Genomic DNA, 26,597 nt, shown 5'->3' with positions numbered 1-26,597 from the left:
TACGAACGGGTGCCCATGGTCGCATGCCGGGGCGAGGTGCGTGTGTGAGGCGCTCAGCCGCCGTTGTCGAGCCGGGCGTGCTGCTGCAGTGCCCACTGCACGTGTTCGCGTACCAGCGCGGAGTCATGTCCGACGCGGGCGTGCAGCGCGGCCAGCGTGTCCGGATGGCCTGGCGCATTGCCCAGTGCCACCGCGATGTTGCGCAGCCAGCGCTCATGCCCGCTGCGGCGGATCGGGCTGCCTTCGGTGCGGCGCAGGAATTCGTCTTCCTCCCACGCGAACAGTTCGGCCAGCGTGGCGGTATCGAGCGCGTTGCGGGCGCGGAAATCCGGCTCGTCGGTGCGCCGCGCGAACTTGTTCCAGGGGCACACCAGCTGGCAGTCGTCACAGCCGTAGATGCGGTTGCCCATCAGCGGGCGCATGTCTTCGAGAATGGCGCCATCGTGTTCGATGGTGAGGTAGGAAATGCAGCGCCGCGCATCCAGCCGCTGCGGGCCGATGATGGCCTGGGTGGGGCAGACATCGATGCAGCGGGTGCAGGTGCCGCAGTGCGCGCTGGCCGGCGCATCCACCGGCAACGGCAGGTCGATGTAGATCTCGCCCAGGAAAAACCACGAGCCGCCCTGGCGGTCGATCAGGCAGGTGTGCTTGCCGATCCAGCCCAGCCCGGCGTTGCGTGCCAGCGCACGCTCCAGCACCGGGGCCGAATCGACGAACACCCGGTACCCGAACGTGCCGATCTCCGCGGCCAGCGCATCGGCGAATTTCTGCAGGCGGTTGCGCATCAGCTTGTGGTAATCGCGGCCCAACGCATACCGCGCCACGTAGGCGCGGTTGCCGTCATGCAGCGTGTTCCAGGCCTCGGTGTCGTCCTTGTGGCCGTAATCCATGCCCACTGAAATCACCCGCACGGTGCCGGGCAGCAGTTCGGCCGGGCGCGCGCGGAGCGTGGCGTGGCGTGCCATCCAATCCATGGTGCCGTACAGACCCTGGCCCAGCCAGTCGGCCAGGTGCGCTTCGTCGTCGGCCAGGTCGATGCCGGACACGCCGCAGCGCTGGAAGCCATGCTGCCGCGCAAGCGCGCGCACCCGTTCGGCGGCACGGGCCAGGTCGAGCGGGGCGGGCAGGGGAACAGCGGACATGCAGCAAGTATAGAATCCCGGCATGCACGAACTCGATGAACTGTTCGATGTCGCCGCCGCGCGCCGTCTCGATGCCCAGGCCAGCGCGCTGCTGGGCGATGGCGGCGCCGGGCTGATGGAGCAGGCCGGCACGGCCGCCTGGCAGTGCCTGCTGGAGCGCTGGCCGCAGGCGCAGCGGCTTTGCGTGGCGGCAGGCGCAGGCAACAACGGCGGCGATGGCTACGTGCTGGCGCGGCTGGCCCGGCAGGCCGGGCGGCAGGTGCAGGTGCTGCGGCTGGCCGATGCCGGCGCGCGGACGGAGCTGGCTGAACGGGCCCGCGCGGCGTATCTGGCGGTGGGTGGGCAGGAAACCGTCTTCGCAGGGGAATTGCCTGCCGCTGACCTCGTGGTCGATGCACTGTTCGGCATCGGGCTGAACCGCGCGCCGAACGGCGATGCGGCGCGCCTGATCGCGGCGATCTTCGACAGCGGGCTGCCAGTGCTTTCGCTGGATGTGCCCAGTGGCGTGGACGCGCGTACCGGCGCGGTGCCCGGGGCTGCGGTGCGCGCCACGATCACCCTGCAGTTCATCGTCCGTCACCAAGGGCTGTACACCGCAGAGGCGCTGGAATACATCGGTGGCCGCCGGCTGGCACCGCTGTCGCTGCCCGACGGTTCGCAGCGAGGCATCGCGCCGGCAGCGTGTCTGTGGTTGCCTTCCCGGCTGTCCACGCAGCTGGCGCCGCGCCGTGCCAACACGCACAAAGGCGAATCCGGCCATGTGCTGTGCGTGGGCGGCAACGCCGGCAGTGGAGGCTCGGTGATGCTGGCCGCAGAATCGGCGCTGCGCGCCGGCGCCGGGCTGGTCAGCGTGGCCACCCAGGCACAGCACATCGCGCCGCTGCTGGCGCGCCTGCCCGAAGCCATGGCCCACCCGGTGCAGGAGGCGCAGGACCTGCAGGCGCTGCTGCCGCGCGCGAAAGTGATCGCGATCGGCCCCGGGCTGGGCCAGGACGACTGGGCCCACGAGCTGTGGCGGCAGGTGCTGGCCAGCGGCAAGCCGCTGGTGATCGATGCCGATGCGTTGAACCTGCTGGCGGCCACGCCGCAGACGCTGCACGACGCGATTCTCACCCCGCACCCGGGCGAGGCGGCGCGGCTGCTGGGTACCGACACCGCCCAGGTACAGGCCGACCGTTTCGCCGCCGCTGCGGCACTGGCCGCGCGTTTCAATGCCGTGGTGGTGCTCAAAGGCGCCGGCACGATCGTGGCCGCACCGCATCAACGCCCCCGGGTGATCGCCGCCGGCAACCCGGGCATGGCGGTGGGTGGCATGGGCGACCTGCTCACCGGCATCATTGCCGCACTGCGCGCGCAGGGGCTGGACGCGTTCGACGCGGCCAGCAGCGGTGCGCTGCTGCACAGCCTGGCCGGCGATGACGCGGCCAGCGAAGGCCAGCGTGGCCTGCTCCCCACCGACCTGCTGGTGCCGCTGCGCCGGCGGGTGAACCCGGAACCGTGACGCCCATGATTGAGTTCTTCCTGGCACAACCGCAGGACACCGACCTGCTCGGCCAATGGCTGGCGGCCACACGCCCCCCGCACGCGGTGGTTGAGTTGAGAGGTGACCTGGGTGCCGGCAAGTCCACCCTGGCGCGGGCGCTGCTGCGCGCGCTGGGCGTGCAGGGCAACGTCCGCAGCCCCACCTACACGCTGGTCGAGCGCTATCCGCTGAGCGACGGTCACGAAGCCTGGCACCTGGACCTGTATCGGATCGGGCAGGCGGAAGAACTGGATTTCCTCGGCCTGGACGAGGGCAGTGCCTCGCTGTGGCTGGTGGAATGGCCCGAGCGCGGGGCCGGCGCGCTGCCGCCCACCGACCTGATCGTGGCGCTGGAGATCGAGGGGCAGGGCCGTCGCGCGCGGCTGGGCGCGGCCAGTGCGGCAGGACATGAATGGCTGGAACGGCTCCCGCAAGGGGGCGACTTGCAGGCCCTTTCTGTCGGCTGACAGTAGGAAACACCCCCAGGCTACGGATTATTAAGGGAAAAGGTGTTGCTTTTCATTCAGCGCAGTGATTGAATCCGTACCCATGCCAATGGGGAAGCCACTCACTGCCATCTGCGCCGCCGTCGGACTCTGTCTGGCGAGCGCGATGTCGTGGGCGGGCGAAGTCCGCCAGGTGGCCCTGGAGACCGGTTCGACCGGCACCCGCGCCGAGATCGCGCTGTCCGGCAGCGGCGGCTACAAGACCCTGACCCTGGCCGGCCCGAACCGGTTGGTGGTCGATTTCCCCGATTCCGGCGCGGTGCGCAACCTCAAGCTGCCTGCGCCCAAGGGCGTGGTCACGGCGGTGCGCACCGGGCAGCCGGTGCCCGGCACGTTCCGCGTGGTGTTTGACCTTGCCGAATCGGTGGCGCCGTTCAAGCCGCAGCTGGTCAAGCAGGGCGAGGATTCGCGGCTGGTGATCGAGTGGCCGGGTGATGCGCCGGCCAGCGTGGCCCGCGCGCCCGTGCCCGCTACCCCGGCACCGGTCACTGCAGCCAACAGCACGGTGCCAGGCACCGTGCCTTCGACTGCATCGATGGCGACGCAGGCCAGCACCACGCCCGTTCCTGCAACCACCCAGACCCTGCCGCCGACGCCGGCCGAAGCGGCGCAGGCGCGCAATGACGCTGCCCGCGCCACGGCGCTGTTGACCGCGTCGGTGCGGCAACAGGCCAGCGTCAGCGCCGCCACGCCGGTGCCGACCCCGGCCGCGCCGACCGCGACCACGGTCAACGTGGCGGCGGCCGGCACCGCCAACGCTGCCAGCAATTCCGCGTCGCCTGCTGCCATCCTGGCCGGCCAGCCGACGCCGGCCAACGTGCCGGTGCCGACCACCGTGGTGCCGGCGCAGCCGCCGCGCCCGGTGATGCCCAGCGATGCGTCGCGGGTCAAGATGCAGTCGGGCATGCGCCCGCTGGTGGTGGCGATCGATCCCGGCCACGGCGGCCAGGATCCGGGCGCGGTTGGGCCGACCGGCAAGCGCGAAAAAGACATCACGCTGGCAGTGGCGCGTGAGCTGGCACGCCAGGTCAATGCGACGCCGGGCCTGAAGGCGTTCCTGACCCGCGATACCGACGTGTTCATTCCGCTGCCGATGCGCGCGCAGAAGGCACGTTCGGCCAAGGCTGACATCTTCATCTCGATCCACGCCGATGCTGCGGAAAACCGCGCGGCGACGGGTTCGTCGGTTTACGTGCTGTCGACCAAGGGCGCGTCGTCGCAGCGCGCCCGTTGGCTGGCGGACAAGGAAAACGCGGCTGATCTGGTCGGTGGCGTGCGCCTGCAGCAGACCGAGGGCACGCTGGCCAATGTGCTGCTGGACCTGGCCCAGAGCGGTTACATGAAGGCCTCCGAAGACGCGGCCGGGCACGTGCTGGGCGGGCTGAAGCGGATCGGCAAGAACCACAAGCCGGCGATTGAACGGGCCAACTTCGCGGTGCTGCGCACCTCGGACATGCCGGCGATGCTGGTGGAAACCGCCTTCATCTCCAACCCGGACGAAGAGCGCCGCCTGATGGACCCGGCCTACCAGCGCCAGATCGCCGGTGCGGTGTTGGATGGCGTGCATACGTTCTTCAGCCGCCAGCCGCCACCGGGTACGCTGTACGCGGCCCGCGCCCAAGCCGAGATAGACGCCGCCAGTACGGTCGCCGGCGGTAGCAAATAAAAACCCGCTTCGGCGGGTTTTTTTGTGGCGTCTGCCCGGCCCCAACGTACCCACTGGGGCCCATGGTTGATTGATCCGGGTATCCGGACGTTACGTAACGGTTCGTAGCCCCGGCCGTTGGCCGGACACCGCGCGCAGCGCGGCCCAAGCGTCCGGAGCTCGACCTGCTCTCGATGGCGGCCATGCATCCGGGTGTAAACCCGAAACGAAACCGCGTATCAGGCGTCATGAACGCCTGACGGGCGTCTTCGGAACGCATAAGCGCCGGTGGGAAGGCCGCAACCGATGAATCGTCGGCTCCGGACGCTTGGGCCGCGCTGCGCGCGGTGTCCGGCCAACGGCCGGGGCTACGAATTTTTACGGGCCCATGGGGATCGGGATCAATCGACCATGGGCCCATTGGCCAATCGATATCGGAATCCATCCCCACGATCCGGATATCATTCCCGCATGACCATCCGCCAGCTTCCCGAAATCCTCATCAATCAGATCGCTGCAGGCGAGGTCGTTGAACGCCCGGCGTCGGTGGTCAAGGAACTGGTGGAAAACGCGCTCGACGCCGGTGCCACCCGCGTGGATATCGACCTGGAAGAGGGTGGGGTGCGGTTGATCCGCATCCGTGACGACGGTGGTGGCATCGCGCCGGAAGAACTGCCGCTGGCGGTGTCGCGGCATGCCACCAGCAAGATCGCCAGTCTGGATGACCTGGAAGCGGTGGCCACGCTGGGCTTCCGTGGTGAGGCGCTGCCGTCGATCGCGTCGGTGAGCCGCTTTACCCTGGCCTCGCGCCGGCGCGGTGACGAGCATGGCTCGGCGCTGCAGATCGAAGGCGGCAAGCTGGGCGAAGTCACCCCGCGCGCGCATGCACCGGGCACCACGGTGGAAGTGCGCGAGCTGTTCTACAACGTGCCGGCTCGCCGCAAATTCCTGCGCGCCGAGCGGACGGAACTGGGCCATATCGAAGAATGGCTGCGTTCGCTGGCGCTGGCGCGGCCGGACGTGGAGCTGCGGGTGTCGCACAACGGCAAGCCGTCGCGGCGCTACAAGCCGGGTGATCTGTATTCCGATGCGCGGCTGGGCGAAACGCTGGGCGAAGACTTCGCCACCCAGGCCATGCGCGTGGACCACAGCGGTGCCGGGCTGCGCCTGCATGGCTGGATCGCGCAGCCGCATTATTCTCGCGCCAGCACCGACCAGCAGTACCTGTACGTCAACGGTCGTTCGGTGCGCGACCGCAGCGTGGCCCATGCGGTGAAGATGGCCTACGGCGATGTGCTGTTTCATGGCCGCCAGCCCGCGTACGTGCTGTTCCTGGAGCTGGACCCGACCCGGGTGGACGTCAATGTGCACCCGGCCAAACATGAAGTGCGTTTCCGCGATTCGAGGTTGATCCATGACTTCGTCTACCGCACGTTGAAGGAAGCGCTGGCTGAAACCCGTGCGGGCATGACCGCGACGGGGGCGGGCAGCGAGGGCGTCGCCGAGGCTGCCGCGCCTGCCTATGCCAGTGCAGCGGCCGGCACGGGCTACGCGTTGGCGGGCGGTGGCGGTGGTGGCATGGGCAACACGGCCTGGCGCCCGCAGCAGTCGCCTTTGGGCCTGCGCGTGGCCGATGCCCCGTCGGCCTATGCAGCGCTGTACGCGCGCCCGGCCGGCAGCGATGCCGCGCTGCCGCCGATGCCCAGCGAGCAGGGCCTGCCGGTCACCGCGGCCGACAGTGGCGTGCCGCCGCTGGGCTATGCGGTGGCGCAGCTGCACGGCATCTACATCCTGGCCGAGAATGCCGAAGGCCTGATCGTGGTGGACATGCATGCCGCCCACGAGCGGATCGGCTATGAGCGGCTGAAGACCGCGCACGATGCCACCGGCCTGCATGCGCAGCCGCTGCTGGTGCCGATCACCCTGGCAGTGGGCGAGCGCGATGCCGATACCGCCGAGCGCGAAGCCGATACGCTGACCGCGCTGGGGTTCGAGATCACCCGGTCCGGTCCCGGTTCGCTGCATGTGCGCAGCATTCCCGCGCTGCTGGCCAACGCCGAGCCGGAAGGGCTGCTGCGCGATGTGCTCACCGACCTGCGCGAACACGGCCAGAGCCGGCGCATCGCCAGTGCGCGCGACGAACTGTTGTCGACCATGGCCTGCCACGGCGCGGTGCGCGCCAACCGGCGGCTGACCCTGCCGGAAATGAACGCGCTGCTGCGCGACATGGAAATTACCGAGCGGTCCGGCCAATGCAACCACGGCCGGCCCACCTGGGCCCGTTTTTCACTGGCGGAAATCGACCGCTGGTTCCTGCGCGGACGTTGAAGGGGGACACGATGCGTACTTGGGGATGGGGACTCGGCGCGGCAGTGCTGGCGCTGGGCCTGGCAGGGTGTGGCGATAAAGAAGCCGCGCCGGCGCCGGCGGCGGTGGATCCGGCATTCGCCGCCGAACAGCAGCAATGGCGACAGCAGCGCTACACCGAGCTGCACGCGCCCGATGGCTGGACCAGCCTGGTCGGCCTGCATTGGCTGGAGCACAAGGCGCACTACATCGGCAGCGGCCCCGGCAGCGGCATCCGCCTGGCCGTGGGCCCGGCCAAGCTGGGCATGGTGGCGCACCGTGGCGACATACTCACCTTCACCCCCGAGCGCGGCACGGCACTGACCGTGGACGGCAAGCCGCTCACCGGGCCGATCCGTTTCCAGAGCGACCGCGATCCGGCGCCTACGCTTATCGGCTTCGATGATGGCAAGGGCCAGCTCAGCCTGATCCACCGTGGTGAGCGCTACGCGCTGCGGGTCAAGCATGCCGACGCCTATTCGCGCACCGGCTTCACTGGCCTGAACTACTGGCCGGGTGGTCCGGACTGGCGCATCAGCGCGCGGTTTGTTCCGCACCCGGCCGGCAAGACCCTGCCGATCGTGGACATCACCGGCCTCACCACCGAGATGCCGAATTCGGGTGCACTGGAATTCGAGCGCGATGGAAAGACCTGGCGGCTGGAAGCGCTGGGTGAGCCGGGGCGCGAGCTGTTCGTGATCTTCGGCGACCGCACCAGCGGCCATGGCAGTTACCCGGCTGGCCGCTACCTGGACCTGCCCGCACCGGATGCGAGCGGCAAGGTGGTGATTGATTTCAACCACGCCTACAACCCGCCGTGTGCGTTCACGCCGTTCGCCACGTGCCCACTGACCCCGCCGGAAAACCGTCTGGACCTGAAGGTCGAAGCCGGTGAGCAGGCCTACCACACACCCCAGGGAGGGGTTTGAGCATGACGATGCTGAAGCGACTGGCGGCCCCGCTGCTGCTGGCTACCAGCCTGCTGCTGGCCAGCGCAGCCACGATGGCCGCCGCCCCGGCGGCGAAATCCACCGCGCCGGTGCCGCTGCTGTGGAAGGTGACCGGCCCGGGCGACAGCCGGGTGTACCTGCTGGGCTCGTTCCATCTGCTGCGTGCCGACGATTATCCGCTGGCGGCCGACGTGGACCAGGCCTTCGCGGCGTCCAAGCGCGTGGTGTTCGAACTCTCGCCGCAGGACATGCAGTCGCCGGACCTGACCCGCAAGATGCTGCAGGCGGCGATGCGCACCGATGGCAGCGAACTCAGGCGTGACCTGGACGACGCCACCTGGACCAAGCTGCAGGCCTACGCGCGCGACAACAACCTGCCGCTGGCACAGCTGCAGGGCATGAAGCCCTGGTTCGTCGGGCTGACCATCACGCTGTCGCAGTTCGCCAAGATGGGCCTGGACCCGGCGCTGGGGCTGGACCGGCATTTCATGACGCGCGCCGCCGATGCGGGCAAGCCGACCAGCGGCCTGGAAGACATCGATACGCAGGTGGCGGTGCTCTCGGGCATGTCCGCGCAGGAGCAGCAGCAGATGGTGGCCGAGGCGCTGGACCAGGCCAGCGAGGCCGATGCGATGGGTCGCAAGCTGCACGATGCCTGGCGCCGTGGCGACGACAAGCTGCTGTGGACCTCGATGGCCGCGGAAATGCGCGGCGAGTACCCGCAGCTGTACAAGCGCATCAATACCGACCGCAACAATGCGTGGGTACCCAAGCTGGAGCAGCAGCTCAAGGCCGGGCAGGGCGGCACGCTGGTGGTGGTGGGCTCGCTGCACCTGCTGGGCGAAGATGGCGTCGTCGAAAAGCTGCGCGCCAAGGGCTACCAGGTGGAGCGGATCTGCACCGGCTGCGCCAAACCCAAGCGCTGATTTCCACGGTGCGCAAATGAAAAAGGCGCGGCCGTGAGGCTGCGCCTTTTTTCATGCGGCCCGGCGCTGCCGGGCGAAGCAGTCAACGGCGGGTCTTGCCGGCCGTGGGGGCTTCGGGCTTGCCGGTGCCCGTACCGGTGCCGGTCTGGGTACCCGGCGGACGCGGGCCGAAGCCGCCGCCCATGTTGCGCTGGAAGTCCTGCCAAAGTTCCAGGTTGCGTTCGGTGAGCTGGTTCATCATCGCCCACGGGGTCTGGCCGAGCAGGTTGCCCATCTGCTGACGGAACTGCTGCTGCTGGTCCAGGAAGACCTGCATGCTGCGCTCCAGGTAGTTGCCCATGAAGCCCTGCAGCGAATCGCCATAGAACCGGATCAGCTGGCTGAGCAGCTGGGTGGAGAGCATGGGCTCACCGTCCTGTTCCTGGTCGGCGATGATCTGCAGCAACACTGAACGGGTCAGGTCGTCGCCGCTCTTGGCGTCGCGGACTTCGAAGTCCTCGCCGTCCAGGATCAGCTGGCGCACGTCCTCGATGGTGATGTAGCTGGAAATCTCGGTGTCGTAGAGACGGCGGTTGGGATACTTCTTGATGATGCGGTTCGCAGCCATGAAGCAATCACTCGTCAGCGTAGGGGCGAAGCATGGCGCAGCGCAGCAGGCGTTGCAACCTCCTTTGGTCATTTGCTGGCGTTCTTCATGCTGCGCAGCATGGGTGCAGCATTTCGGGGTATCCGCAACGCCTGCTGCGCTTGCCCACGCTTTGCTGCGCAAAACGTGGGCCCCTGCGGCATGCCGCCTTAACCCCGCGCCTTCGGCGCGCCCCCTTCAACAAGAAGGGGGCTCCTCCTGCGGTGGGCGGGCGGGTGAAGTGCAGCATTTTTTCGCGGCATGCTGCCATGCCGGTTGCGTCGGCCGTTGGGCGGTCTTGGAACCTGCGGTGGGGTAACGGTGTAAGCGTTACCAGCCCATGTGGTGGCCGCCGTTGATGTCGAGGTTGGAGCCGGTGATCCAGGCGGCTTCTTCGGCGACCAGGAAGGCGACGGCGTAGGCGATTTCCTCGGGCTTGCCGAGGCGGCCGGTGGGGATGTCGGCGATGATCTTGGCGCGCACTTCGTCGGGCACGGCCATCACCATGTCGGTGGCGACGTAGCCGGGCGAGATGGTGTTGACGGTGATGCCGAAGCCGGCATTCTCGCGCGCCAGCGAGATGGTGAAGCCGTGCATGCCGGCCTTGGCGGCGGCGTAGTTGGCCTGGCCGTACTGGCCCTTCAGGCCGTTGATCGAGCTGATCTGGATCACCCGGCCCCAGCCGCGGCGGCGCATGCCTTCAATGACCGGGCGGGTGACGTTGAACACCGAATTGAGGTTGGTGTTGATCACGTCGTGCCACTGGTCGGCGCGCATGCGGTGGAAGGTGGTGTCGCGGGTGATGCCGGCGTTGTTGACCAGGATCTCGACCGGGCCCAGTGCGGCTTCCACCGCGTGCACCATCTGTTCGGCGGTATCCGGATCGGAGACGTCGCCGGGGAAGATCGCCACGTCGCAGCCGCGCGCCAGCATCTTCTCGCGCCAGGCCAGGGCCTTGGCCTCGTCACGGTAGTTGGTGGCAACCCGATGGCCCTGGTCGGCCAGACGTTGGCAGATGGCGGAACCGATACCGCCGGTACCACCGGTGACCAGTGCGACGCGAGATGTCATGAGCAGCTACTCCGGGGCCAACAGGGGGGGGGACAGCGATTCTGCAACATCGCGGCGGAAAATGGGCGGCTCAGCAGGCGTCGGCGTCAAGGCGGATGTCACCCGGTGGCAATCGCGCCGGGTCGAAGCCGGCAACGGCCCGTTCAAGGAGCTCGGCAACGCTGCGGCAGCCCTGCAGGCATGCGGGATCCTGGCCAAGCTGCGCCCAGGCCTGCTGCAGGGCGGGCAGCGGATGATAGGCATCGACCGGGCGCGCGGCGGCGGATTTGGACAGTTTGAGCCCGTCCGGCTCCAGCAGCAGTGGCAGGTGCAGGTAGCGCGGGGTGGGCAGCCCCAGTGCCTGCTGCAGCAGGATCTGGCGCGGCGTGGAATCGAGCAGGTCAGCGCCGCGGACCACGTCGGTGATGGCCTGGTCACCGTCGTCGACCACCACGGCCAACTGGTAGGCCCAGTAGCCGTCCGCCCGGCGCAGCACGAAGTCGCCGACCATGGCATGCACGTCCTGGCGAACCCGGCCGCGCAGGCCGTCGTCGAACGCGACCACGCTGCCCGGCGGCACGCGCAGGCGGATGGCCGGTCGGGCGCGTTCAGTACGTGCCACGCAGTAATGATGAATACCCTGCTGGTCGGCCAGTTCGGTACGGCTGCAGTGGCAGGCAAAGGCCTTGTCCTCGGCCAGCAGGCGGTCCAGCGCGGCCTGGTAGAGGGCGTCGCGCTGGCTCTGGTGGACGATGGCGTCATCGCTGCCCAGGCCGAAGGCGGCCAGGGCGGCCAGTTGCTGGTCGATGGCGCCAGGCACGGTGCGGGGCGGGTCGACGTCTTCGACCCGGACCAGCCACTGGCCACGGGCGTGCCGGGCCAGCAGCCAGCTGCCCAAGGCGGCGAGCAGCGAGCCGGCGTGGAGGGGGCCGGTGGGCGAGGGGGCGAAGCGCCCGCGGTAGGCAGTCATGGACATGAACTATGAATCGTCGGTCAGGTTGCGACTTGAATTCAACATGAAGTCCCCGCAGATTTGCACCAACACCCACCTGAAAGCGTCCTTTTCCCATGTTCAGTCGTATTGCCCTGTTCCTCGCGACCAACTTCGCCGTGTTGATCCTGGCAGGCTTCGTAATGCGCCTGGCCGGTATCGATCCGGCAAGCATGAGCGGCCTGCTGGTGGTTGCGGCCATCTTCGGCTTCGGCGGGTCGCTGATCTCGCTGCTGCTGTCGAAGTGGATGGCCAAGCGTTCCACCGGCGCGGTGGTGATCACCGAGCCGCGCAACCAGACCGAGCGCTGGCTGCTGGCCACGGTGGAGCGCCAGGCGCGCGAAGCCGGTATCGGCATGCCGGAAGTGGCGGTCTATGACGGCCCGGAAATCAACGCGTTCGCGACCGGTGCCAACCGCAACAACGCGCTGGTGGCGGTCTCCACGGGCCTGCTGCAGAACATGAGCGAGGACGAGGCCGAGGCGGTACTGGGCCACGAAATCGCGCACGTGGCCAACGGTGACATGATCACCATGGCGCTGCTGCAGGGCGTGCTCAACACGTTCGTGATCGTGCTGGCGCGCGTGGTCGGCGGCATCATCGACAGTGCACTGTCGGGCAACCGCGAAGGCGGCGGCCGCGGCTTTGCCTACTTCATCATCGTGTTCGTGCTGGAAATGGTGTTCGGCCTGTTCGCGACCATGATTGCCATGTGGTTCTCGCGCCATCGCGAGTTCCGCGCCGACGCGGGCGGTGCGCACCTGGCCGGCCGCCAGAAGATGATCGCCGCACTGGAGCGCCTGAAGCTCAATCACGGCCAGAGCACCCTGCCGACCCAGATCGCCGCGTTCGGCATCGCCGGTGCCACTGCCAAGAAGCTGTTCCTCAGCCACCCGCCGCTGGAAGAGCGCATTGCCGCGCTGAAGGCTGCGAGCAACACCGTGGCCTGATGCAGTAGTGGTTGGTTTGAATCAAGCGCCCGGCCTATTGGTCGGGCTTTTTCTTTTTCCGGCATTGGTAGGTACCGACCGTTGGTCGATGCGCAATGCAGAAAGCCTTCGCCTGCCGGGCTTCCCGCGCTGGGGGCACTAGCGTTTTCATTCTCTGCGCGCGGGGGCGCGGGGTGGGAGGGGGTAGCGGGGCACGCGTGAACCCATCCATGGGGCTTATCGCAGCATCCATGCTGCTCAAAGCCCCGCTACCCCCTCCCACCCCGCGCCCCCAGACAGATCGCGCCGGCGGTGACGAAGTCCACGGCAGGTGGCGAGCCACGCCATGCGTGGCTGAGCAGCCAAGAATGCGGGGGCTCGCGCGATGCTTTTGATCTTGTATCCGGTCGTCGCAGAGAACTGAGGGGGCGAGGGCGGGGGTGCCCTGGCCGGACTTTGAGCAGCATGGATGCTGCGATAAGCCCCATGGATGGGTTCACGCGTGTCCGGCCAGGGCACCCCCGCCCTCGCACCGCGCGGTGGAAACCGAACAGCCAGCGCTCTACGCGCGGAGGCAAAAAAAAACGGCGCCCGAAGGCGCCGTCGCTTGAATCTCACATCAATCCGATCAGAACTTCGCGTCGAACTCAGCAGCGTAGCCGGTGTTGACCAGCACCTTCTGCAGGATGTCGGTGTTCTTCACGTTGCCGGCCACGATCTGCTGGGTTTCCGGGCCACGGCTGTCCATGCGGCCCGGGGTGGCGCCCTTGAAGTCGCAGACGCGGCCGCCGGCCTCGCGGACCAGCAGTACGCCGGCGGCGATGTCCCAGGCTTTCACGCCCGCTTCGAAGTAGGCGTCGGCGCGGCCACAGGCCACGTAGGCCAGGTCCAGCGCGGCCGAACCGGTGCGGCGCACGTCTTCGGCGTGGACCAGCAGTGCGTCCACCGCCTTCAGCTGGGCGCTGGTGCGGTTGCGCTCGCGCGGGGCGAAACCGGTGTGGATCATCGCGCCCGCCAGGTCCTTGCGGTCGGCGACGCGGATGCGGCGGTCGTTCAGCACCGCACCGGCGCCACGGCTGGCGGTGAACAGTTCATTGCGGAGCGGATCGAAGATCACCGCGTCGATCGGCTCGCCGTTTTCGACCAGGGCAATGGAGACGCAGTAGTGCGGGAAGCCGCGGAGGTAGTTGCTGGTGCCGTCGAGCGGGTCGATGACCCACATGTAGCGGTTGACGGCCTGCACGCCGCCTTCCTCGCCCATGATCCCGTACTCGGGATAGGCGCGCTTGAGTTCCTTGACGATCACCTTTTCCGCATCCGCATCGACTTCACTGGCATAGTCCATGCGCCCCTTCTGCACGACGTTCAACGCCTCCAGCTTGTTGATGTTGCGCAACAGGACGTTGCCGGCGAGGCGGGCGGCCTTGACCATGACGGTGACGGCGGGTTTCTGCATGGCGAAAAGCTCCCGGAAAGGCAGAGTAGGGGGGTACTGGCGGGGGAAAAGAGCGGTCCCGGCGCAGAGGCCGGTCACACAGTTTACCATTTGTGACTGTCCTGCTCGCGTTTGGCCTGTTCATGTCCACTGAATCCGCTTCCTCCCGTATCCGTTTCGTCCTCGTGGGCACCCAGCACCCCGGCAACATGGGCGCCGCCGCGCGTGCCATGAAGACCATGGGGCTGGGTCGGCTGGTGCTGGTCGCCCCCGAAAAGCCGCTGGATGAAGAAGCCTTCCGCCGCTCGGCCGGCGCCGAGGACGTGCTGGGCGACGCCCCGGTCGTGGCCACCCTGGCCGAAGCCGTGGCCGACTGCCGGCTGGTGCTGGGCTGTACCGCCCGCGCCCGCCGCGTCCAACTCGAAGAACTGCTGCCCGGCGTGGCCGCCCAGCGCGCCCTGGCCAAGGCCGCCGAGATCGATGGCGAGGTCGCCTTCGTATTCGGTCGCGAGCGTACCGGCCTGACCAATGAAGAGCTGCAGCTCTGTCACCTGGCCGTGCACATTCCTTCCAACCCGGAGTTCAGCTCGCTGAACCTCGCCGCCGCCGTGCAGGTGCTGGCCTACGAGCTGCGCATGGCCAGCCTGGGTGGAGTGGAAGCGGCCGCGCCGGCCGATCCTGAACATCGTGAACAGCCGGCCAGCCACGCCCAGGTCGAAGGCCTGTTCGGCCAGCTCGGCCAGACCCTGGACGAGATCGACTTCCACAAGGGCCGCGCCCCGGATTCGGCCATGCGCAAACTGCGCCGGCTGTTCCTGCGCACCGAACTGAGCGAACAGGAAGTGCGGCTGCTGCGCGGCATTCTGGCCGACGCCCAGCGGATGGCACGCCTGGCGAACGCTAAACCCGATTGACCCGACGCACGTCTCACTTTTTCGGGTAGGCTGTCTCGATTCCTTGGGGGGAGCGGATGGGATTGCCGGTACTGCGATGGCTGCTGCAGGGAGGGGTGCTGTGTCTGGCCATCGTCATGACGGCTGGCACCGCAGCGGCCCCCCCTGATGACACCCATTCAGGCCACGCCGACCCGGGCCATGTCCTGGTGCTGGGTCGGATCAGCGACAACCCCAAGTCACACTATGCGCAACTGCAACCCCTGCTCGACTATGTTGTTCCACGCATGCGCGATGTCGGCATCACCGAAGGCCGCATCCTGATGGCGCCCGATGCGCAGCAGATGGCCAGCTACCTGCGCCGTGGCCGGGTCGACTGGGTCACCGAAACCTCCGGCACCGCCGTCAACCTGGGCCTGCGCAGCGGCGCCCAGCCGCTGCTGCTGACCGAACGCAGCGGCGTGCGCGACTACCAGACCGTGTTTTTCGTGCGCCGCGACAGCCCCATCACCTCGCTGGCCGACCTCAAGGGCCACACCCTGGCCCTGCAGAACGTGGCCTCCACCAGCGCCTACCTGGTGCCGGTGATGACCCTGTTGCAGAACGGCCTGACCCCGGAGATCCTGTTGTCCGCGCGCGACGCGGCCGCGCCCGATACGGTGGGCTATGTGTTCGCGCGGTCGGAGGCCAACATCGCCACCTTCGTGCACAAGGGCATGGTCGATGCCGGCGCGGTCAGCAGCGTGGACTGGGCCGATCCGCACCGGATTCCGGCCGCGTTCCGCCGCGACTTCCGTGCCATCCATCGCACCGAGCCGTACCCGCGTGCGGTGGAAGTGGTGCGCGCGGGGCTGGACCCGAAAGTGCGTGACAGGTTGCAGCAGGTACTGCTGGATGCCGCCTCGGATCCGCAGGCGCAGGATGCGCTCGAGAAGTTTTTTGGTACGTCCGGGTTCCATCGGGTCGATGCGCAGATGCAGCACCGTTTGGATGAATTGAAACAGGGTCTTACACGCGTGCGGATGGAAGTGGAATGAGGCCGTTGGGTTCCGGAATGCAGTCCCGTTTCGTGTTGGCGATGGGCGGGGCGATGGTGGTGGTGGTGGCGATCGTGGCCGTGGTGCTTGGGCGCCAGGCGGCGATGCAGGAGGAGGTCAAGCACCTCAGCGGCAGCGTCATCCACGAACTGTTCGACCGCAGCGTGCGCAGCCGGGGCGAGGCCCTGGCGCGCGAGCTGTCCGACGCGCTGGCCAACCCGCTGTACTACAACGACCTGGCCCAGGTAGGTGCGCTGGTGCGCAATACCTCGCGGCAGCAGGTGGTGCGCTACGTGCTGGTGTTCGACGAGGACGGCAAGCTGATCCACGACGGTTCGACCGAAGTGGTCGATTTCGGCCGGCCCATGGAAGATCCGCTGGCCGCCGGGGCAGTGGGCGCGCGCAAGCTGGTGGTGCAGCAATCGCCCAAGGTGCTCGACAACGCGATGCCGATCATGATCGGCAACCAGCGCATCGGCGGGGTCCGCGTCGGCATGGCGCTGGATGACGTGCAGGCCATGGAGCAGCGGGCCAACCTGACCCTGGGCGAGCGCCTGCAGCAGGTGGGCAAGCGCCACCTGGGCTGGCTGCTGCTGATGCTGGGCCTGCTGCTGGCCATCGGCGCGGGGGTCATCGTGTATGTGCAGCGCACCCTGGTCGGTCCGATCCGCGGGTTGGCCGCCGCCGCGCGCCAGATCGAGGCGGGTGACTACCGGCCGCAGCTGAGCAACAGCAACCGCCAGGACGAAGTGGGCGAGCTGGTGCGTGCGTTCGGCCGGATGAGCGAGGCCATTGCGCGGCACGATCGCGAAGTGCGCCACATGGCCTACACCGATGCCCTGACCGGGCTGACCAACCGGCTGGCGTTCCGCGAGGCGCTGGACCACCGGCTGATGGCCGCGCGCGCGTCCAACCATCGCTTGGGCCTGTTGTTCGCCGACATGGACGACTTCAAGCGCGTCAACGACACCCTCGGCCACGAGGCCGGCGATGAAGCGCTGCTGCAGTTCGCCCAGCGCATCAGTGCGGCCGTGGCCCAGGCCGGCGGCGATGAAGCGCTGCTGGCCCGCTTTGGCGGCGACGAGTTCGTGATCCTGATCGGCGATGGCGACGTGGCGGCGAGCGCGCGCCAGCTGGCTGAACTGCTGGTCCGCGAACTGAGCAAGCCGCTGGTGGTGCAGGGCCGCGAGCTGTTCCTCGGCACCTCCATCGGCGTGACCCTGTTCCCCGACGATGCCGCCGATGCGACCACCCTGCTCAAGAATGGCGACATCGCCATGTACCAGGCCAAGGTCGCCGGCAAGAACTGCTACCGCTATTACAGCCGGGCCATGGACCATGCGGTGGAACGCCGCGTGCACATGGAGCAGGAACTGCGCGGCGCCTGGGAGCGCGGCGAGCTGCGCCTGGTCTACCAGCCCATCTTCCGTACCCGCGACCGCCGCATGGTCGGGGTCGAAGTGCTGCTGCGCTGGCAGCACCCGACCCTGGGCACTATTCCGCCCTCGGTGTTCATCGAAGTGGCCGAACAGAGTGGCCTGATCGAAGTGATCGGCCCGAAGGTGCTGCGCGCGGCCTGCATGGAAGCGGTGCAGTGGCCGCATTCGTCCGATGGCGAAGGCATGTTCGTCTCCGTCAACGTATCTCCGCGCCAGCTGCGCGGCGGCGAGCTGCCCCAGCTGGTGGCCGACTGCCTGCGTGACACAGGCCTGCCGGCCTCGCGCCTGCACCTGGAGCTGACTGAAACGGCGGTGATCGGCGATGAGATGCTGGCCGCGGCCCTGCTGGACAAGCTGCACCGCACCGGCGTGAAGGTCTGGCTGGACGATTTCGGCACCGGCTTCTCGGGGCTGAGCCACTTGCGCCAGGTGCCGGTGGACGGGGTCAAGATCGACAAGAGCTTCGTCGCCGACATGCAGCGCGACCCGGACGACCTGGCCCTGACCACGGCGATCATCGCCATGGCCCACGCGCTGGGCATCACCGTGGTAGCCGAGGGCATCGAACAGGAAGTGCAGTTCGACCTGCTGAGCCAGCGCGGTTGCGACCTGGCGCAGGGCTATTGGCTGAGCGTGCCGATCACGGCCACCGATGTCGTGGAAATGATTGAATCGGGCAGATAAAAAGGCGCCGGAAATGTTCCGGGCCCCTGGTTGATTGATCCCGATCCCAATGGGCCCGTAACAATTCGTAGCCCCGGCCGTTGGCCGGCTGCTTTCGTTCGGGCGTCATGAACGCCTGACGCGCGGCTTCGGAACGCCCAAACGCCGGGGTGTTGGCCGCAACCGTTGCGCGACCGTCTCCGGACGCTTGGGCCGCGCTGCGCGCGGTGTCCGGCCAACGGCCGGGGCTACGAATTGTTACGTAACGTTCAGAGGTCCGGATACGTCAGGCGTCACACGGGCCGTTTGCTGGAATCACCCGAAATTTCCCGCACCAGCTTCGGTACCAGGTACCCGGACAACCGCGCCGTCAGCTGCGCGTGCAGCGATTTGGCCGTTGCATCGTCCACCTCGAAATGCGCCACGCCCTGTACCCGGTCCACCTGGTACAGGTAATACGGCAGCACGCCTGCAGCAAAACTGCGCTCGCTCAGGTCCTGCAGCGCCTGCAGCGAATCGTTCACCCCGCGCAGCAGCACTGCCTGGTTGAGCAGGGTGGCGCCGGCGCCGCGCAAACGCGCCATGGCCGCATCCACCGATGCATCGAATTCATTGGCGTGGTTGGCGTGGATCACGAACGCCACCGGCCAGGGCAGGGCGGCGATCCACTGCACCAGCTCCTCGTCCACCCGTTCGGGCAGCACCACCGGCAGGCGGCTGTGGATGCGCAGGCGGCGCAGGTGCGGAATCTGCTTCAGCGCCTGGGTCAACTCCACCAGCTTGTGGGTGGCCAGCGACAGCGGGTCGCCGCCGGACAGGATCACCTCGTCGATGCCCGGGTCCTGCGCAATGGCGTCCACGGCCTCGCGCCAGCCCTCGCGGGCCGCGTTCTCGGTGCCGTAATCGAAATGCCGGCGGAAGCAGTAACGGCAGTTGATCGCGCAGCTGCCGGTGGTCACCAGCAGGGCACGACCCTGGTACTTCTGGATCACCCCGGTGGCCTTGCGGGCGAGGCCATCGCCGACCGCATCCAGGGTGAAGCCCGGCGCGTGCTGCAGCTCGTCGGTCACCGGCAGTACCTGGCGCAGCAGCGGGTCATGGCGGTCGCCCTGGCGCATGCGGGCGATGAAGCCTTGCGGCACCCGCAGCGCGAACTGCCCGGCCGCCTCGGCCGATACCGGCAGCGCGTCCGGATCCAGCCCCAGCTGTTCCAGCAGGGTCCGCGGGTCGCGGACCGCCTCGCGCCACAGCTGCTGCCAGCGGACGGGGGTGGGCAGGGGCGTGGCGGAAAGCTGCATGGAATGGGGGCCTGCGGTTATCATAGGGAAAGCCTTTCCATTCTATCCGGCTCGCCGCGCCTGCGCGGCGTTTGCCCATTCAGGAGTTTCAGCATGGCCACTGTTGGCATGAACGACGTCAAGAACGGGATGAAGATCCTGGTCAACAATGAACCGGCGGTCATCACCGAGACCGAGTACGTCAAGCCGGGCAAGGGCCAGGCCTTCACCCGCATGAAGTACCGCTTCATCAAGTCCGGCCGCGTGGTCGAAATGACCATGAAGGCCACCGACGACGTGGAGAAGGCCGACGTCGTGGATACCAACATGAACTTCATGTACAGCGATGGCGAGTACTGGCACTTCATGGACCCGGAATCCTTCGAGCAGGTCCAGGCGACCAAGTCGGGCATGGGCGGCGCCGAGAAGTGGCTGAAGGGCGAAGAGTCCTGCATCGTGACCCTGTGGAACGGTGAGCCGATCTTCGTGCAGCCGCCGAACTTCGTCGAACTGAAGATCACCGAAACCGATCCGGGCGTCCGTGGCGACACCTCCGGCGGTGGCGGCAAGCCGGCCACCCTGGAAACCGGCGCCGTGGTCCGCGTGCCGCTGTTCGTCAACCAGGATGAAATCATCAAGGTCGACACCCGCTCGGGCGAGTACTCCGCACGCGCCGGCAAGTAATTCGACGACGTCGAATTACGGTAGAGCCGACGTAGAGCCGACTGTTAGTCGGCTGCTTCAGGCGGGGTCTGAACGCGCGTCGCGAACGGCAGCCGACTGACAGTCGGCTCTACCCCACCCGCACATCGCGGTGATCCCGCAGCGTCGGATCACCGCTCCCCAAAGCGAGACCGCATGACCGACACCACCCGCATTCCCGAACCCTGTGACCTGTTGATCGAAGCCGGTTACGTGGTCCCGATCGAACCGCATGCGGTGGTGCTGGAAGACCATGCCGTGGCCGTGCGCGGCAGCGAAATCGTGGCGATCCTGCCGCGCGCCGAAGCGCGCGCGCGCTTCAGTGCCCGCCAGGTGGTCTCGCGCCCCGATGCAGCGCTGATGCCGGGCCTGGTCAACGCCCACACGCACAACCCGATGACGCTGCTGCGCGGCGTGGCCGACGACCTGCCGCTGATGGTGTGGCTGCAGCAGCACATCTGGCCGGTGGAAGCGGCGGTGATCGGCCCGGAATTCGTCGCCGATGGCACCACCCTGGCCATCGCTGAAATGCTGCGCGGTGGCACCACCTGCGCCAACGAAAACTACTTCTTCGCCGACGTCCAGGCGGCGGTCTACAAGCAGCACGGCTTCCGTGCGCTGGTCGGCGCGGTGATCATCGATTTTCCCACCGCCTGGGCCAAGACCGACGACGAGTACTTCGCCAAGGCCGGCGAGCTGCACGACCAGTGGCGCAACGACCCGCTGATCGGCACTTCGTTCGCCCCGCACGCGCCGTACACCGTCAACGACGCCAACTTCGAACGCGTGCGCATGCTGTCCGACCAGCTGGACATGCAGGTGCACCTGCACACGCATGAAACCGCCCAGGAAATCAGCGATTCGCTCAAGCTGCACGGCCAGCGCCCGCTGGCGCGGCTGGACCGCCTTGGGCTGGTCAACGACCGCCTGATCGCGGTGCACATGACCCAGCTGACGGAGGCGGAAATCCACCTTTGCGCCGAACGCGGCGTGAGCGTGGTGCATTGCCCCGAATCCAACCTCAAGCTGGCCTCCGGGTTCTGCCCGGCCTGCGCCCTGCAGCGCGCCGGGGTCAACCTGGCGATCGGCACCGATGGCTGCGCCAGCAACAACGACCTGGACATGTTCAGCGAAAACCGCACCGCGGCGATCCTGGCCAAGGCCGTGGCCAACGATGCCACCGCGCTGGATGCGGCCACCACGCTGCGTGCGGCCACCCTGGGTGGCGCACGCGCGCTGGGCTTCGGCGACCGCATCGGCTCGATCGAAGTGGGCAAGCAGGCCGACCTGATCTGCGTGGACCTGTCGGCGCTGGAAACCCAGCCGCTGCACCACGTGCTTTCGCAGCTGGTGTATGCCGCCGGCCGCCACCAGGTCAGCGATGTCTGGATTGCCGGGCAGCCCAAGCTGGTCCAGCGCGAGCTGGTCGGCATGGACACCGCCGCCATCGTCGCCAACGCCCGCCAGTGGCGCGAGCGCATTCGTCACGCTCGTCATTGATATGCACGCGCCTGAGGCGCGAAAAGGACAGCCATGAACGCCCCCCACGCTTCCACCAATTTCGACCAGGCCGAGCTGGACAAGTTCGCCGCGCTCGCCAACCGCTGGTGGGACGCTGACGGTCCGCAGAAGCCGTTGCACGCGCTGAATCCGGTGCGCCTGAAGTACGTTGCGGACCGGGTCACGCTGCGCGGTGCGCGCGTGCTCGACATCGGCTGCGGCGGCGGCCTGCTCAGCGAAGCGCTGGCCCAGGCCGGCGCCGACGTGACCGCCATCGACCTGGCCCCGGAGCTGGTCAAGGTCGCCCGCCTGCACGGGCTGGAGTCGGGCGTCACGGTGGACTACCGCGTGCAGGCCGCCGAAGACCTCGCCGCCGAACAGCCGGGCAGCTTCGACGTGGTCACCTGCATGGAAATGCTGGAACACGTGCCAGACCCGGGCGCGATCATCGCCGCCTGCCACCGCCTGCTCAAGCCGGGCGGCCAGCTGTTCCTGTCGACCGTCAACCGCACCCCGGCTGCGTTCGCCGTGGCCATCGTCGGGGCCGAATACATCGCGCGCCTGCTGCCCAAGGGCACGCATCATTACCAGGATTTCATCAAGCCGGCCGAGCTGGGCAAGTGGCTGCGCGAAGCGGATTTCAACCTGCGCGATGTCAGCGGCATGGCCTACGAGCCGTGGCGCAACCGCGCGCGGTTGAGCTCGCGCACCGACATCAACTACCTGGCCCACGCGGTCAAGCCCGACGCTGACGGCCGTGGCTGAGTCCGGTTTTCCGCAGGCGGTGCTGTTCGACCTGGACGGCACGCTGCTCGACAGTGCGCCGGACATGCTGGCCACCGCCAACGCGATGCTGGCCGCACGCGAACGCGCCCCGATCACGCTGGAGGCGTTGCGCCCGGTGGTGTCCAAGGGGTCGCGGGCGATGGTGGCCGTGGCGTTTCCGGAACTGGGGCAGGAGGCGCGTGATGCGCTGGTGCCCGAGTTCCTGGATCGCTACGAAGCGCTGATCGGCCAGCATGCGGTGCTGTTCGATGGCGTGGCCGGCATGCTCGACGCGCTGGAGGCCGCAGGCTGTGCCTGGGGCATCGTCACCAACAAGCCCGAATACCTGGCACGGCTGATCCTGCCGCAGCTGGGCTGGGAAACCCGCTGCGCGGTGCTGATCGGCGGCGACACCCTGGCCCAGCGCAAGCCGCACCCGCTGCCGCTGCTGGCCGCCGCCGAGCGGATGGGCATCGACCCGGGCACCTGCATCTACGTGGGCGACGACGAGCGCGACATCGTCGCCGCCAACGCCGCCGGCATGGCCTCGGTCGCCGCCCTGTGGGGCTACCGCCTGGAAGCCGACGACCCGTTGTCCTGGGGCGCGGAGGTCATGATCGAGCAGCCGGAAGCGCTGCAGCACGCCGACGCCTGGCCAGACGCCCGCCGGTAGCGCCGGCCGTTGGCCGGCCCACGGGTCGCCGGAAGCCCCCTGACGCCGGTCGCCCATTGGGTCAAACAACGCTGGCGGGCATCCTGTCGTTCAAACAACACTGGTAGGTATCGACCGTTGGTCGATACGCGCTCCCCAAGGAATCCCCTGATGACCACCTCCACCGCCCTCGACAGCTTCCTCGACAAATGGCGGACCCGCTGGCCGGAATGGCAGGTGGCCGAACCGTTCATCGCCGAATCCCAGCGCACCCTGGTGGTGGCATGGTTCGCGCTGCTCCAGGAATTCGACGACATCCTCAACATCGCCGGCGACCCGATGCCGGCGGACGCCAAGCTGGCGTGGTGGGGCGAGGAGCTGCGCAGCTGGGCCGGGCAGCGTTCGCGCCATCCGCTGGGCCGCGTGCTGGAGCCCGTGCGCGCACCGTGGGGTGAACTGGCGCAGGCCCTGCCGGACCTGATCGAAGCGCGCGCCGTTCCGGTGGACCCGGCGCACGCGCAGCGCGCCCTGCAGGCCTATGGCGCCGCCGTGGCCGCAGTGGAAGCGGTGATGTTCGCTACCCCGGCGCGCGGCGACGTGGCTACCCCGGTAGTACTGCAGACCCTGGCCCAGCGCCTGCACGAAGCGGGTGTGGCTGCAGTGCCACGTTCGCTGCTGGCGCAGGCCGATGGCGATGCCACGCAGCGCTGGGCCCAGCAGCTGGTGCGGCAGTGGCCGGCCCGCGTGGCGGGCCCGCGCCCGCGCCGCCTGTATGCCTCACTCGCGCGTGCGCGCCAGCAGGCGTGGTCGCAGGGCCGCGAGCTCAAGGCCACCCCGGTGCGCACGCTGCTGCGCACCTGGTGGGCCGCGCGCGGGTGACGTGCCTCCGGCGGGCGGCGCGGGGCGTGATGCGCCGTCGGTAGAGTCGGTTCCCAAACGACTGCCGACCATGATGGTCGGCGCTGGGACGCATGACCTTTGCCGGAGAGGCGCCTTCGTTTCAGGTCATGCGTTACCGGATGTTGCTTCGTCTCGCATCATCAGGTCACCGGCCATCAGCCGGTCACTCCCGCGTTTCAGGTTACTTCCCGCGTTCCAGCACCAGCAGCGGGTCGATCCGCGTGTCGAACCAGTTCATGCCCCAATGCAGGTGCGGGCCGGTTGCACGGCCGGTCGCGCCGACTGCGGCAATCACCTGGCCCTGCTCGACGCGGTCGCCGACCTTTACGTCGATCCGCGACAGGTGCAGAAAATTCGAGCTGATCCCGAACCCGTGATCCAGCAGCAACGTGCCGCCGGTGAGGTACAGATCCGGTCCGGCAAACGTCACCACGCCGGCGGCCGGCGCCTTCACCGGGGTGCCGGTCGGCACCGCGATATCCATTCCCGAATGCCCGGAACCGGGCTGCCCGTTGTACACCCGCGCATTGCCGAAGCGGCCGCTGATGCGACCCTGCACCGGCCAGATGAAGGCCTGCGCGAAATCGGCGCGGTTGTCATCGCGCGCCCGCGCTGCGGTCACCTGCGCCTGCTCGCGCTTGATCCGCTCGGCAATCGCCGGCGGCGGGTTCACGGTCTTGGGCGGCACGCCGTTGACGCGCTCCACCGGCCAATCACGCGGGGTCACCGCGATGCTCACCGTTTCGCTGCCGCCATCGGGGCGCTGCACCTGGACCTGCAACGGCCCTTTCTCATCGCGCCCGATCCCGAACACCACGCTGCCGTAACCGCTCACCCGCAGCGTGCGGCCGGCGTACTGCACCACGCTGCCGGCCGGCACCTTGCCGATCACCATCGCACCCTGCGACGCGCTGGCCGGGAACACCACGCGCGCGTCGGCCTGGGCCTGGGCGGGCGAGGGCAGCAGGCCGATCACGGCCGCCGGGGCCAGGGCCAGCAGGCCCAGGCCCAACACGGTTGCCCGCATCAGCGGTCGTAGCTCATGCGCTGGCCATTCGGCGCTCCCACCAGCTGGGTGCCATCCCAGGCCAGCTGGCCGTTGACCCAGGTCGAGGCCACGCGCGAACGGAAGGTCATGCCCTCGAACGGCGACCACGCGCACTTGGACAGCACGTCTTCGCGCTTCACGGTGAACGGCACGTCTTCCACCAGCACCAGGTCGGCCCAGTAGCCTTCGCGCAGGTAGCCGCGCTGGCTCACATCGAACAGCTGTGCCGGCGCGTGCGCGAACTTCTGCACCACCTGGGTGATCTCCAGCTTCCCTTCGTGTACCAGCTCCAGCGCAGCCACCAGCGCGTACTGCACCAGCGGCAGGCCGGACGGCGCCTGCGCATAAGGCTTCTGCTTTTCTTCCCAGGTGTGCGGGGCGTGGTCGGTGGCCAGCACGTCGATCACGTTGTCGGCCACGGCCTGCGTCAGCGCCTCGCGGTCGCTCACTTCCTTGATCGCCGGGTTGCACTTGATCAGGTTGCCCAAGCGTGCGTAATCAGTGCGGTCAAAGCGCAGGAAGTGGATGCAGGTTTCGGCGGTGATCTGCTTGCGGCTGCCATCGGCACGGATCAGCGGGCCCTTCTCGAACAGCTTCAGCTCATCGGCGGTGGAAATGTGCAGCACGTGCAGGCGGGTGCCGTGCTTCTTCGCCAGCGCCACCGCCAGCTCCGACGACTTCAGGCAGGCCTCGCGCGAGCGGATGTCCGGGTGCTGTTCCGCGCTCAGCGCATCCCCGTACTTTTCGGCGTATTCCTTCGCCTTGGCGTCGATCATCGGGGTGTCTTCGCAGTGCGTGATGATCGGCGTGGGCGCGTACTTGAAGATCGCGTCCAAAGTTTCCGGGTTGTCCACCAGCATGTTGCCGGTGGAGGCGCCCATGAACACCTTGATGCCGGGCGAGGTTTTCGGATCCACCACCTTGATGTCGGCCAGGTTGTCGTTGCTGGCGCCCATGTAGAAGCCGTAGTTGGCGCGCGCGCGACCGGCGGCACTGTCGTACTTGGCCTGCAGGGCCGCCGCGTTGAGCGTCGGCGGATTGGTGTTGGGCATGTCCATGAAGCTGGTCAGGCCACCGGCCACCGCGGCCGCCGATTCGGTGGCGATGTCGCCCTTGTGGGTCAGGCCGGGTTCGCGGAAGTGCACCTGGTCGTCGATCATCCCGGGCAGCAGCCAGCGGCCGGCGGCATCGACCACCGTATCGCCGTCCTGCGGCTGCAGGCCGGTGCCGATCTGCGCGATGCGGCCGTTGTCGATGCGCAGGTCGCCGTCGAAGATGCGGCCTTCGTTGACCATGCGGGCGTTGACGATGAGCGTGGAGGGCATTTCAGTGTTTTCCTGTGCAGCGGCAATCGGCGTGGCCGGTGCGCGGCGGCACCTCGTCCACGCCACCGGGATGGAAGGGGTGGCAGCGCCCCAGCCGGCGCGCGGCCAGCCAGCTGCCACGCGCGGGGCCATGCGTGGCGATGGCTTGCATGGCGTATTCAGAACAGCTCGGCATGAACCGGCAGCGCGGCCCAAGCAGGGGGCTGATGAAGCGCTTGTAGAAGCGCAACAGGGCAATGAGCAGGTGGGAGATCACCCCCCAATCTTAGAGCAGTTGGCATGAAGGCCGCATTTGTCGCAGGATGGGGTGTTGGACCCGTCCGCGCTGG

At 68.0% G+C, this 26,597-nt stretch carries 24 protein-coding genes; 15 read left to right on the top strand and 9 right to left on the bottom strand.

The window, feature by feature from the left end; all coding sequences use genetic code 11:
- Nucleotides 1-53 precede the first annotated feature (53 nt).
- Nucleotides 54-1,142, bottom strand: coding sequence for a tRNA epoxyqueuosine(34) reductase QueG (gene queG / locus SOM39_RS01965; protein ID WP_320457309.1), 1,089 nt, complete (start codon nt 1,140-1,142; stop codon nt 54-56).
- Between the two features lie 22 nt (nt 1,143-1,164).
- Between queG and SOM39_RS01960 the strand changes: the two genes are divergently transcribed.
- The 6 genes from SOM39_RS01960 (at nt 1,165) to SOM39_RS01935 (ending at nt 9,037) form a co-directional block, all read left to right on the top strand.
- A complete protein-coding gene (locus tag SOM39_RS01960; RefSeq protein ID WP_320457308.1) occupies nt 1,165-2,643 on the top strand; it encodes an NAD(P)H-hydrate dehydratase in 1,479 nt (492 codons plus the stop codon).
- 5 nt (nt 2,644-2,648) lie between these two features.
- Nucleotides 2,649-3,131: a tRNA (adenosine(37)-N6)-threonylcarbamoyltransferase complex ATPase subunit type 1 TsaE gene (gene tsaE, locus SOM39_RS01955; protein ID WP_093536353.1), complete on the top strand. Its 483-nt coding sequence runs from the start codon at nt 2,649-2,651 to the stop codon at nt 3,129-3,131.
- 82 nt (nt 3,132-3,213) lie between these two features.
- Complete coding sequence (locus SOM39_RS01950) at nt 3,214-4,836, top strand: N-acetylmuramoyl-L-alanine amidase (protein WP_414715836.1); 1,623 nt, start codon at nt 3,214-3,216, stop codon at nt 4,834-4,836.
- Nucleotides 4,837-5,286: 450 nt separating this feature from the next.
- On the top strand, nt 5,287-7,143 hold the full coding sequence (gene mutL, locus SOM39_RS01945; RefSeq protein ID WP_093536357.1) for a DNA mismatch repair endonuclease MutL: 1,857 nt from the start codon (nt 5,287-5,289) through the stop codon (nt 7,141-7,143).
- Between the two features lie 11 nt (nt 7,144-7,154).
- A complete protein-coding gene (locus tag SOM39_RS01940; RefSeq protein ID WP_068853274.1) occupies nt 7,155-8,090 on the top strand; it encodes a DUF1684 domain-containing protein in 936 nt (311 codons plus the stop codon).
- A gap of 2 nt (nt 8,091-8,092) precedes the next feature.
- Complete coding sequence (locus tag SOM39_RS01935; protein WP_414715835.1) at nt 8,093-9,037, top strand: TraB/GumN family protein; 945 nt, start codon at nt 8,093-8,095, stop codon at nt 9,035-9,037.
- 82 nt (nt 9,038-9,119) lie between these two features.
- Here the strand turns inward: SOM39_RS01935 and phaR are convergent, their stop codons facing one another.
- From phaR to gluQRS, 3 genes are all read right to left on the bottom strand, one after another.
- Nucleotides 9,120-9,644, bottom strand: a complete 525-nt coding sequence (gene phaR, locus SOM39_RS01930) for a polyhydroxyalkanoate synthesis repressor PhaR (protein ID WP_068853272.1) — start codon at nt 9,642-9,644, stop codon at nt 9,120-9,122.
- 348 nt (nt 9,645-9,992) lie between these two features.
- Nucleotides 9,993-10,733 (bottom strand): beta-ketoacyl-ACP reductase, encoded by a 741-nt coding sequence (locus tag SOM39_RS01925; protein WP_068853270.1) that lies wholly within the window; start codon nt 10,731-10,733, stop codon nt 9,993-9,995.
- Between the two features lie 70 nt (nt 10,734-10,803).
- Nucleotides 10,804-11,688, bottom strand: a complete 885-nt coding sequence (gene gluQRS / locus SOM39_RS01920; RefSeq protein WP_320457306.1) for a tRNA glutamyl-Q(34) synthetase GluQRS — start codon at nt 11,686-11,688, stop codon at nt 10,804-10,806.
- Between the two features lie 92 nt (nt 11,689-11,780).
- Between gluQRS and htpX the strand changes: the two genes are divergently transcribed.
- Nucleotides 11,781-12,653 carry a protease HtpX gene (htpX, locus tag SOM39_RS01915; protein ID WP_068853266.1) on the top strand — a complete coding sequence of 291 codons (873 nt, stop codon included), beginning with the start codon at nt 11,781-11,783 and terminating at the stop codon, nt 12,651-12,653.
- A 607-nt stretch (nt 12,654-13,260) separates the two neighbouring features.
- Here htpX and SOM39_RS01910 read toward each other — a convergent pair.
- Nucleotides 13,261-14,088 carry an inositol monophosphatase family protein gene (locus SOM39_RS01910; RefSeq protein WP_068853263.1) on the bottom strand — a complete coding sequence of 276 codons (828 nt, stop codon included), beginning with the start codon at nt 14,086-14,088 and terminating at the stop codon, nt 13,261-13,263.
- A 122-nt stretch (nt 14,089-14,210) separates the two neighbouring features.
- Between SOM39_RS01910 and SOM39_RS01905 the strand changes: the two genes are divergently transcribed.
- The 3 genes from SOM39_RS01905 to SOM39_RS01895 are packed head-to-tail and all read left to right on the top strand — an operon-like array spanning nt 14,211 to nt 18,120.
- Entirely contained in the window at nt 14,211-14,981 is a 771-nt protein-coding gene (locus SOM39_RS01905) for an RNA methyltransferase (protein WP_217536386.1), read from the top strand.
- Nucleotides 14,982-15,037: 56 nt separating this feature from the next.
- On the top strand, nt 15,038-15,997 hold the full coding sequence (locus SOM39_RS01900; protein WP_320457305.1) for a phosphate/phosphite/phosphonate ABC transporter substrate-binding protein: 960 nt from the start codon (nt 15,038-15,040) through the stop codon (nt 15,995-15,997).
- On the top strand, nt 15,994-18,120 hold the full coding sequence (locus tag SOM39_RS01895; RefSeq protein WP_217536380.1) for a putative bifunctional diguanylate cyclase/phosphodiesterase: 2,127 nt from the start codon (nt 15,994-15,996) through the stop codon (nt 18,118-18,120). The genes SOM39_RS01900 and SOM39_RS01895 overlap by 4 nt, the downstream gene beginning before the upstream one ends.
- A gap of 272 nt (nt 18,121-18,392) precedes the next feature.
- On the opposite strand, the gene epmB is transcribed toward SOM39_RS01895, so the two are convergent.
- Nucleotides 18,393-19,397 carry an EF-P beta-lysylation protein EpmB gene (epmB, locus tag SOM39_RS01890; protein ID WP_184126582.1) on the bottom strand — a complete coding sequence of 335 codons (1,005 nt, stop codon included), beginning with the start codon at nt 19,395-19,397 and terminating at the stop codon, nt 18,393-18,395.
- Between the two features lie 93 nt (nt 19,398-19,490).
- Here epmB and efp point away from each other — a divergent pair, with 93 nt between their 5' ends.
- The 5 genes from efp to SOM39_RS01865 all read left to right on the top strand — a co-directional run bounded on the left by efp (nt 19,491) and on the right by SOM39_RS01865 (nt 23,874).
- Nucleotides 19,491-20,060 carry an elongation factor P gene (gene efp, locus SOM39_RS01885; protein ID WP_068853252.1) on the top strand — a complete coding sequence of 190 codons (570 nt, stop codon included), beginning with the start codon at nt 19,491-19,493 and terminating at the stop codon, nt 20,058-20,060.
- 174 nt (nt 20,061-20,234) lie between these two features.
- Nucleotides 20,235-21,578 carry a TRZ/ATZ family hydrolase gene (locus tag SOM39_RS01880; RefSeq protein ID WP_320457304.1) on the top strand — a complete coding sequence of 448 codons (1,344 nt, stop codon included), beginning with the start codon at nt 20,235-20,237 and terminating at the stop codon, nt 21,576-21,578.
- Between the two features lie 33 nt (nt 21,579-21,611).
- Nucleotides 21,612-22,343 carry a bifunctional 2-polyprenyl-6-hydroxyphenol methylase/3-demethylubiquinol 3-O-methyltransferase UbiG gene (gene ubiG / locus SOM39_RS01875; RefSeq protein ID WP_068853241.1) on the top strand — a complete coding sequence of 244 codons (732 nt, stop codon included), beginning with the start codon at nt 21,612-21,614 and terminating at the stop codon, nt 22,341-22,343.
- Nucleotides 22,327-23,016 carry a phosphoglycolate phosphatase gene (locus SOM39_RS01870; RefSeq protein WP_414715852.1) on the top strand — a complete coding sequence of 230 codons (690 nt, stop codon included), beginning with the start codon at nt 22,327-22,329 and terminating at the stop codon, nt 23,014-23,016. The genes ubiG and SOM39_RS01870 overlap by 17 nt, the downstream gene beginning before the upstream one ends.
- A 150-nt stretch (nt 23,017-23,166) precedes the next feature.
- Nucleotides 23,167-23,874: a squalene/phytoene synthase family protein gene (locus SOM39_RS01865; protein WP_093532454.1), complete on the top strand. Its 708-nt coding sequence runs from the start codon at nt 23,167-23,169 to the stop codon at nt 23,872-23,874.
- A gap of 202 nt (nt 23,875-24,076) precedes the next feature.
- On the opposite strand, the gene SOM39_RS01860 is transcribed toward SOM39_RS01865, so the two are convergent.
- From SOM39_RS01860 to yidD, 3 genes are read right to left on the bottom strand one after another with little or no spacing between them, the layout of a single operon-like run.
- Nucleotides 24,077-24,922, bottom strand: coding sequence for a M23 family metallopeptidase (locus SOM39_RS01860; protein WP_176472583.1), 846 nt, complete (start codon nt 24,920-24,922; stop codon nt 24,077-24,079).
- Nucleotides 24,922-26,268 carry a dihydroorotase gene (locus SOM39_RS01855; RefSeq protein ID WP_184126587.1) on the bottom strand — a complete coding sequence of 449 codons (1,347 nt, stop codon included), beginning with the start codon at nt 26,266-26,268 and terminating at the stop codon, nt 24,922-24,924. Before SOM39_RS01855 ends, SOM39_RS01860 begins: the two co-directional genes overlap by 1 nt.
- Nucleotide 26,269: 1 nt before the next feature.
- The gene (gene yidD / locus SOM39_RS01850; RefSeq protein ID WP_184126588.1) at nt 26,270-26,524 is read right to left on the bottom strand and encodes a membrane protein insertion efficiency factor YidD; all 255 of its coding nucleotides are present in this window, start codon (nt 26,522-26,524) and stop codon (nt 26,270-26,272) included.
- Nucleotides 26,525-26,597: the final 73 nt, after the last annotated feature.

Source organism: Stenotrophomonas sp. CFBP8994, assembly GCF_034044835.1.
GTDB lineage: Bacteria > Pseudomonadota > Gammaproteobacteria > Xanthomonadales > Xanthomonadaceae > Stenotrophomonas > Stenotrophomonas rhizophila_A.
This window is presented reverse-complemented; position numbering and strand designations above follow the sequence as displayed.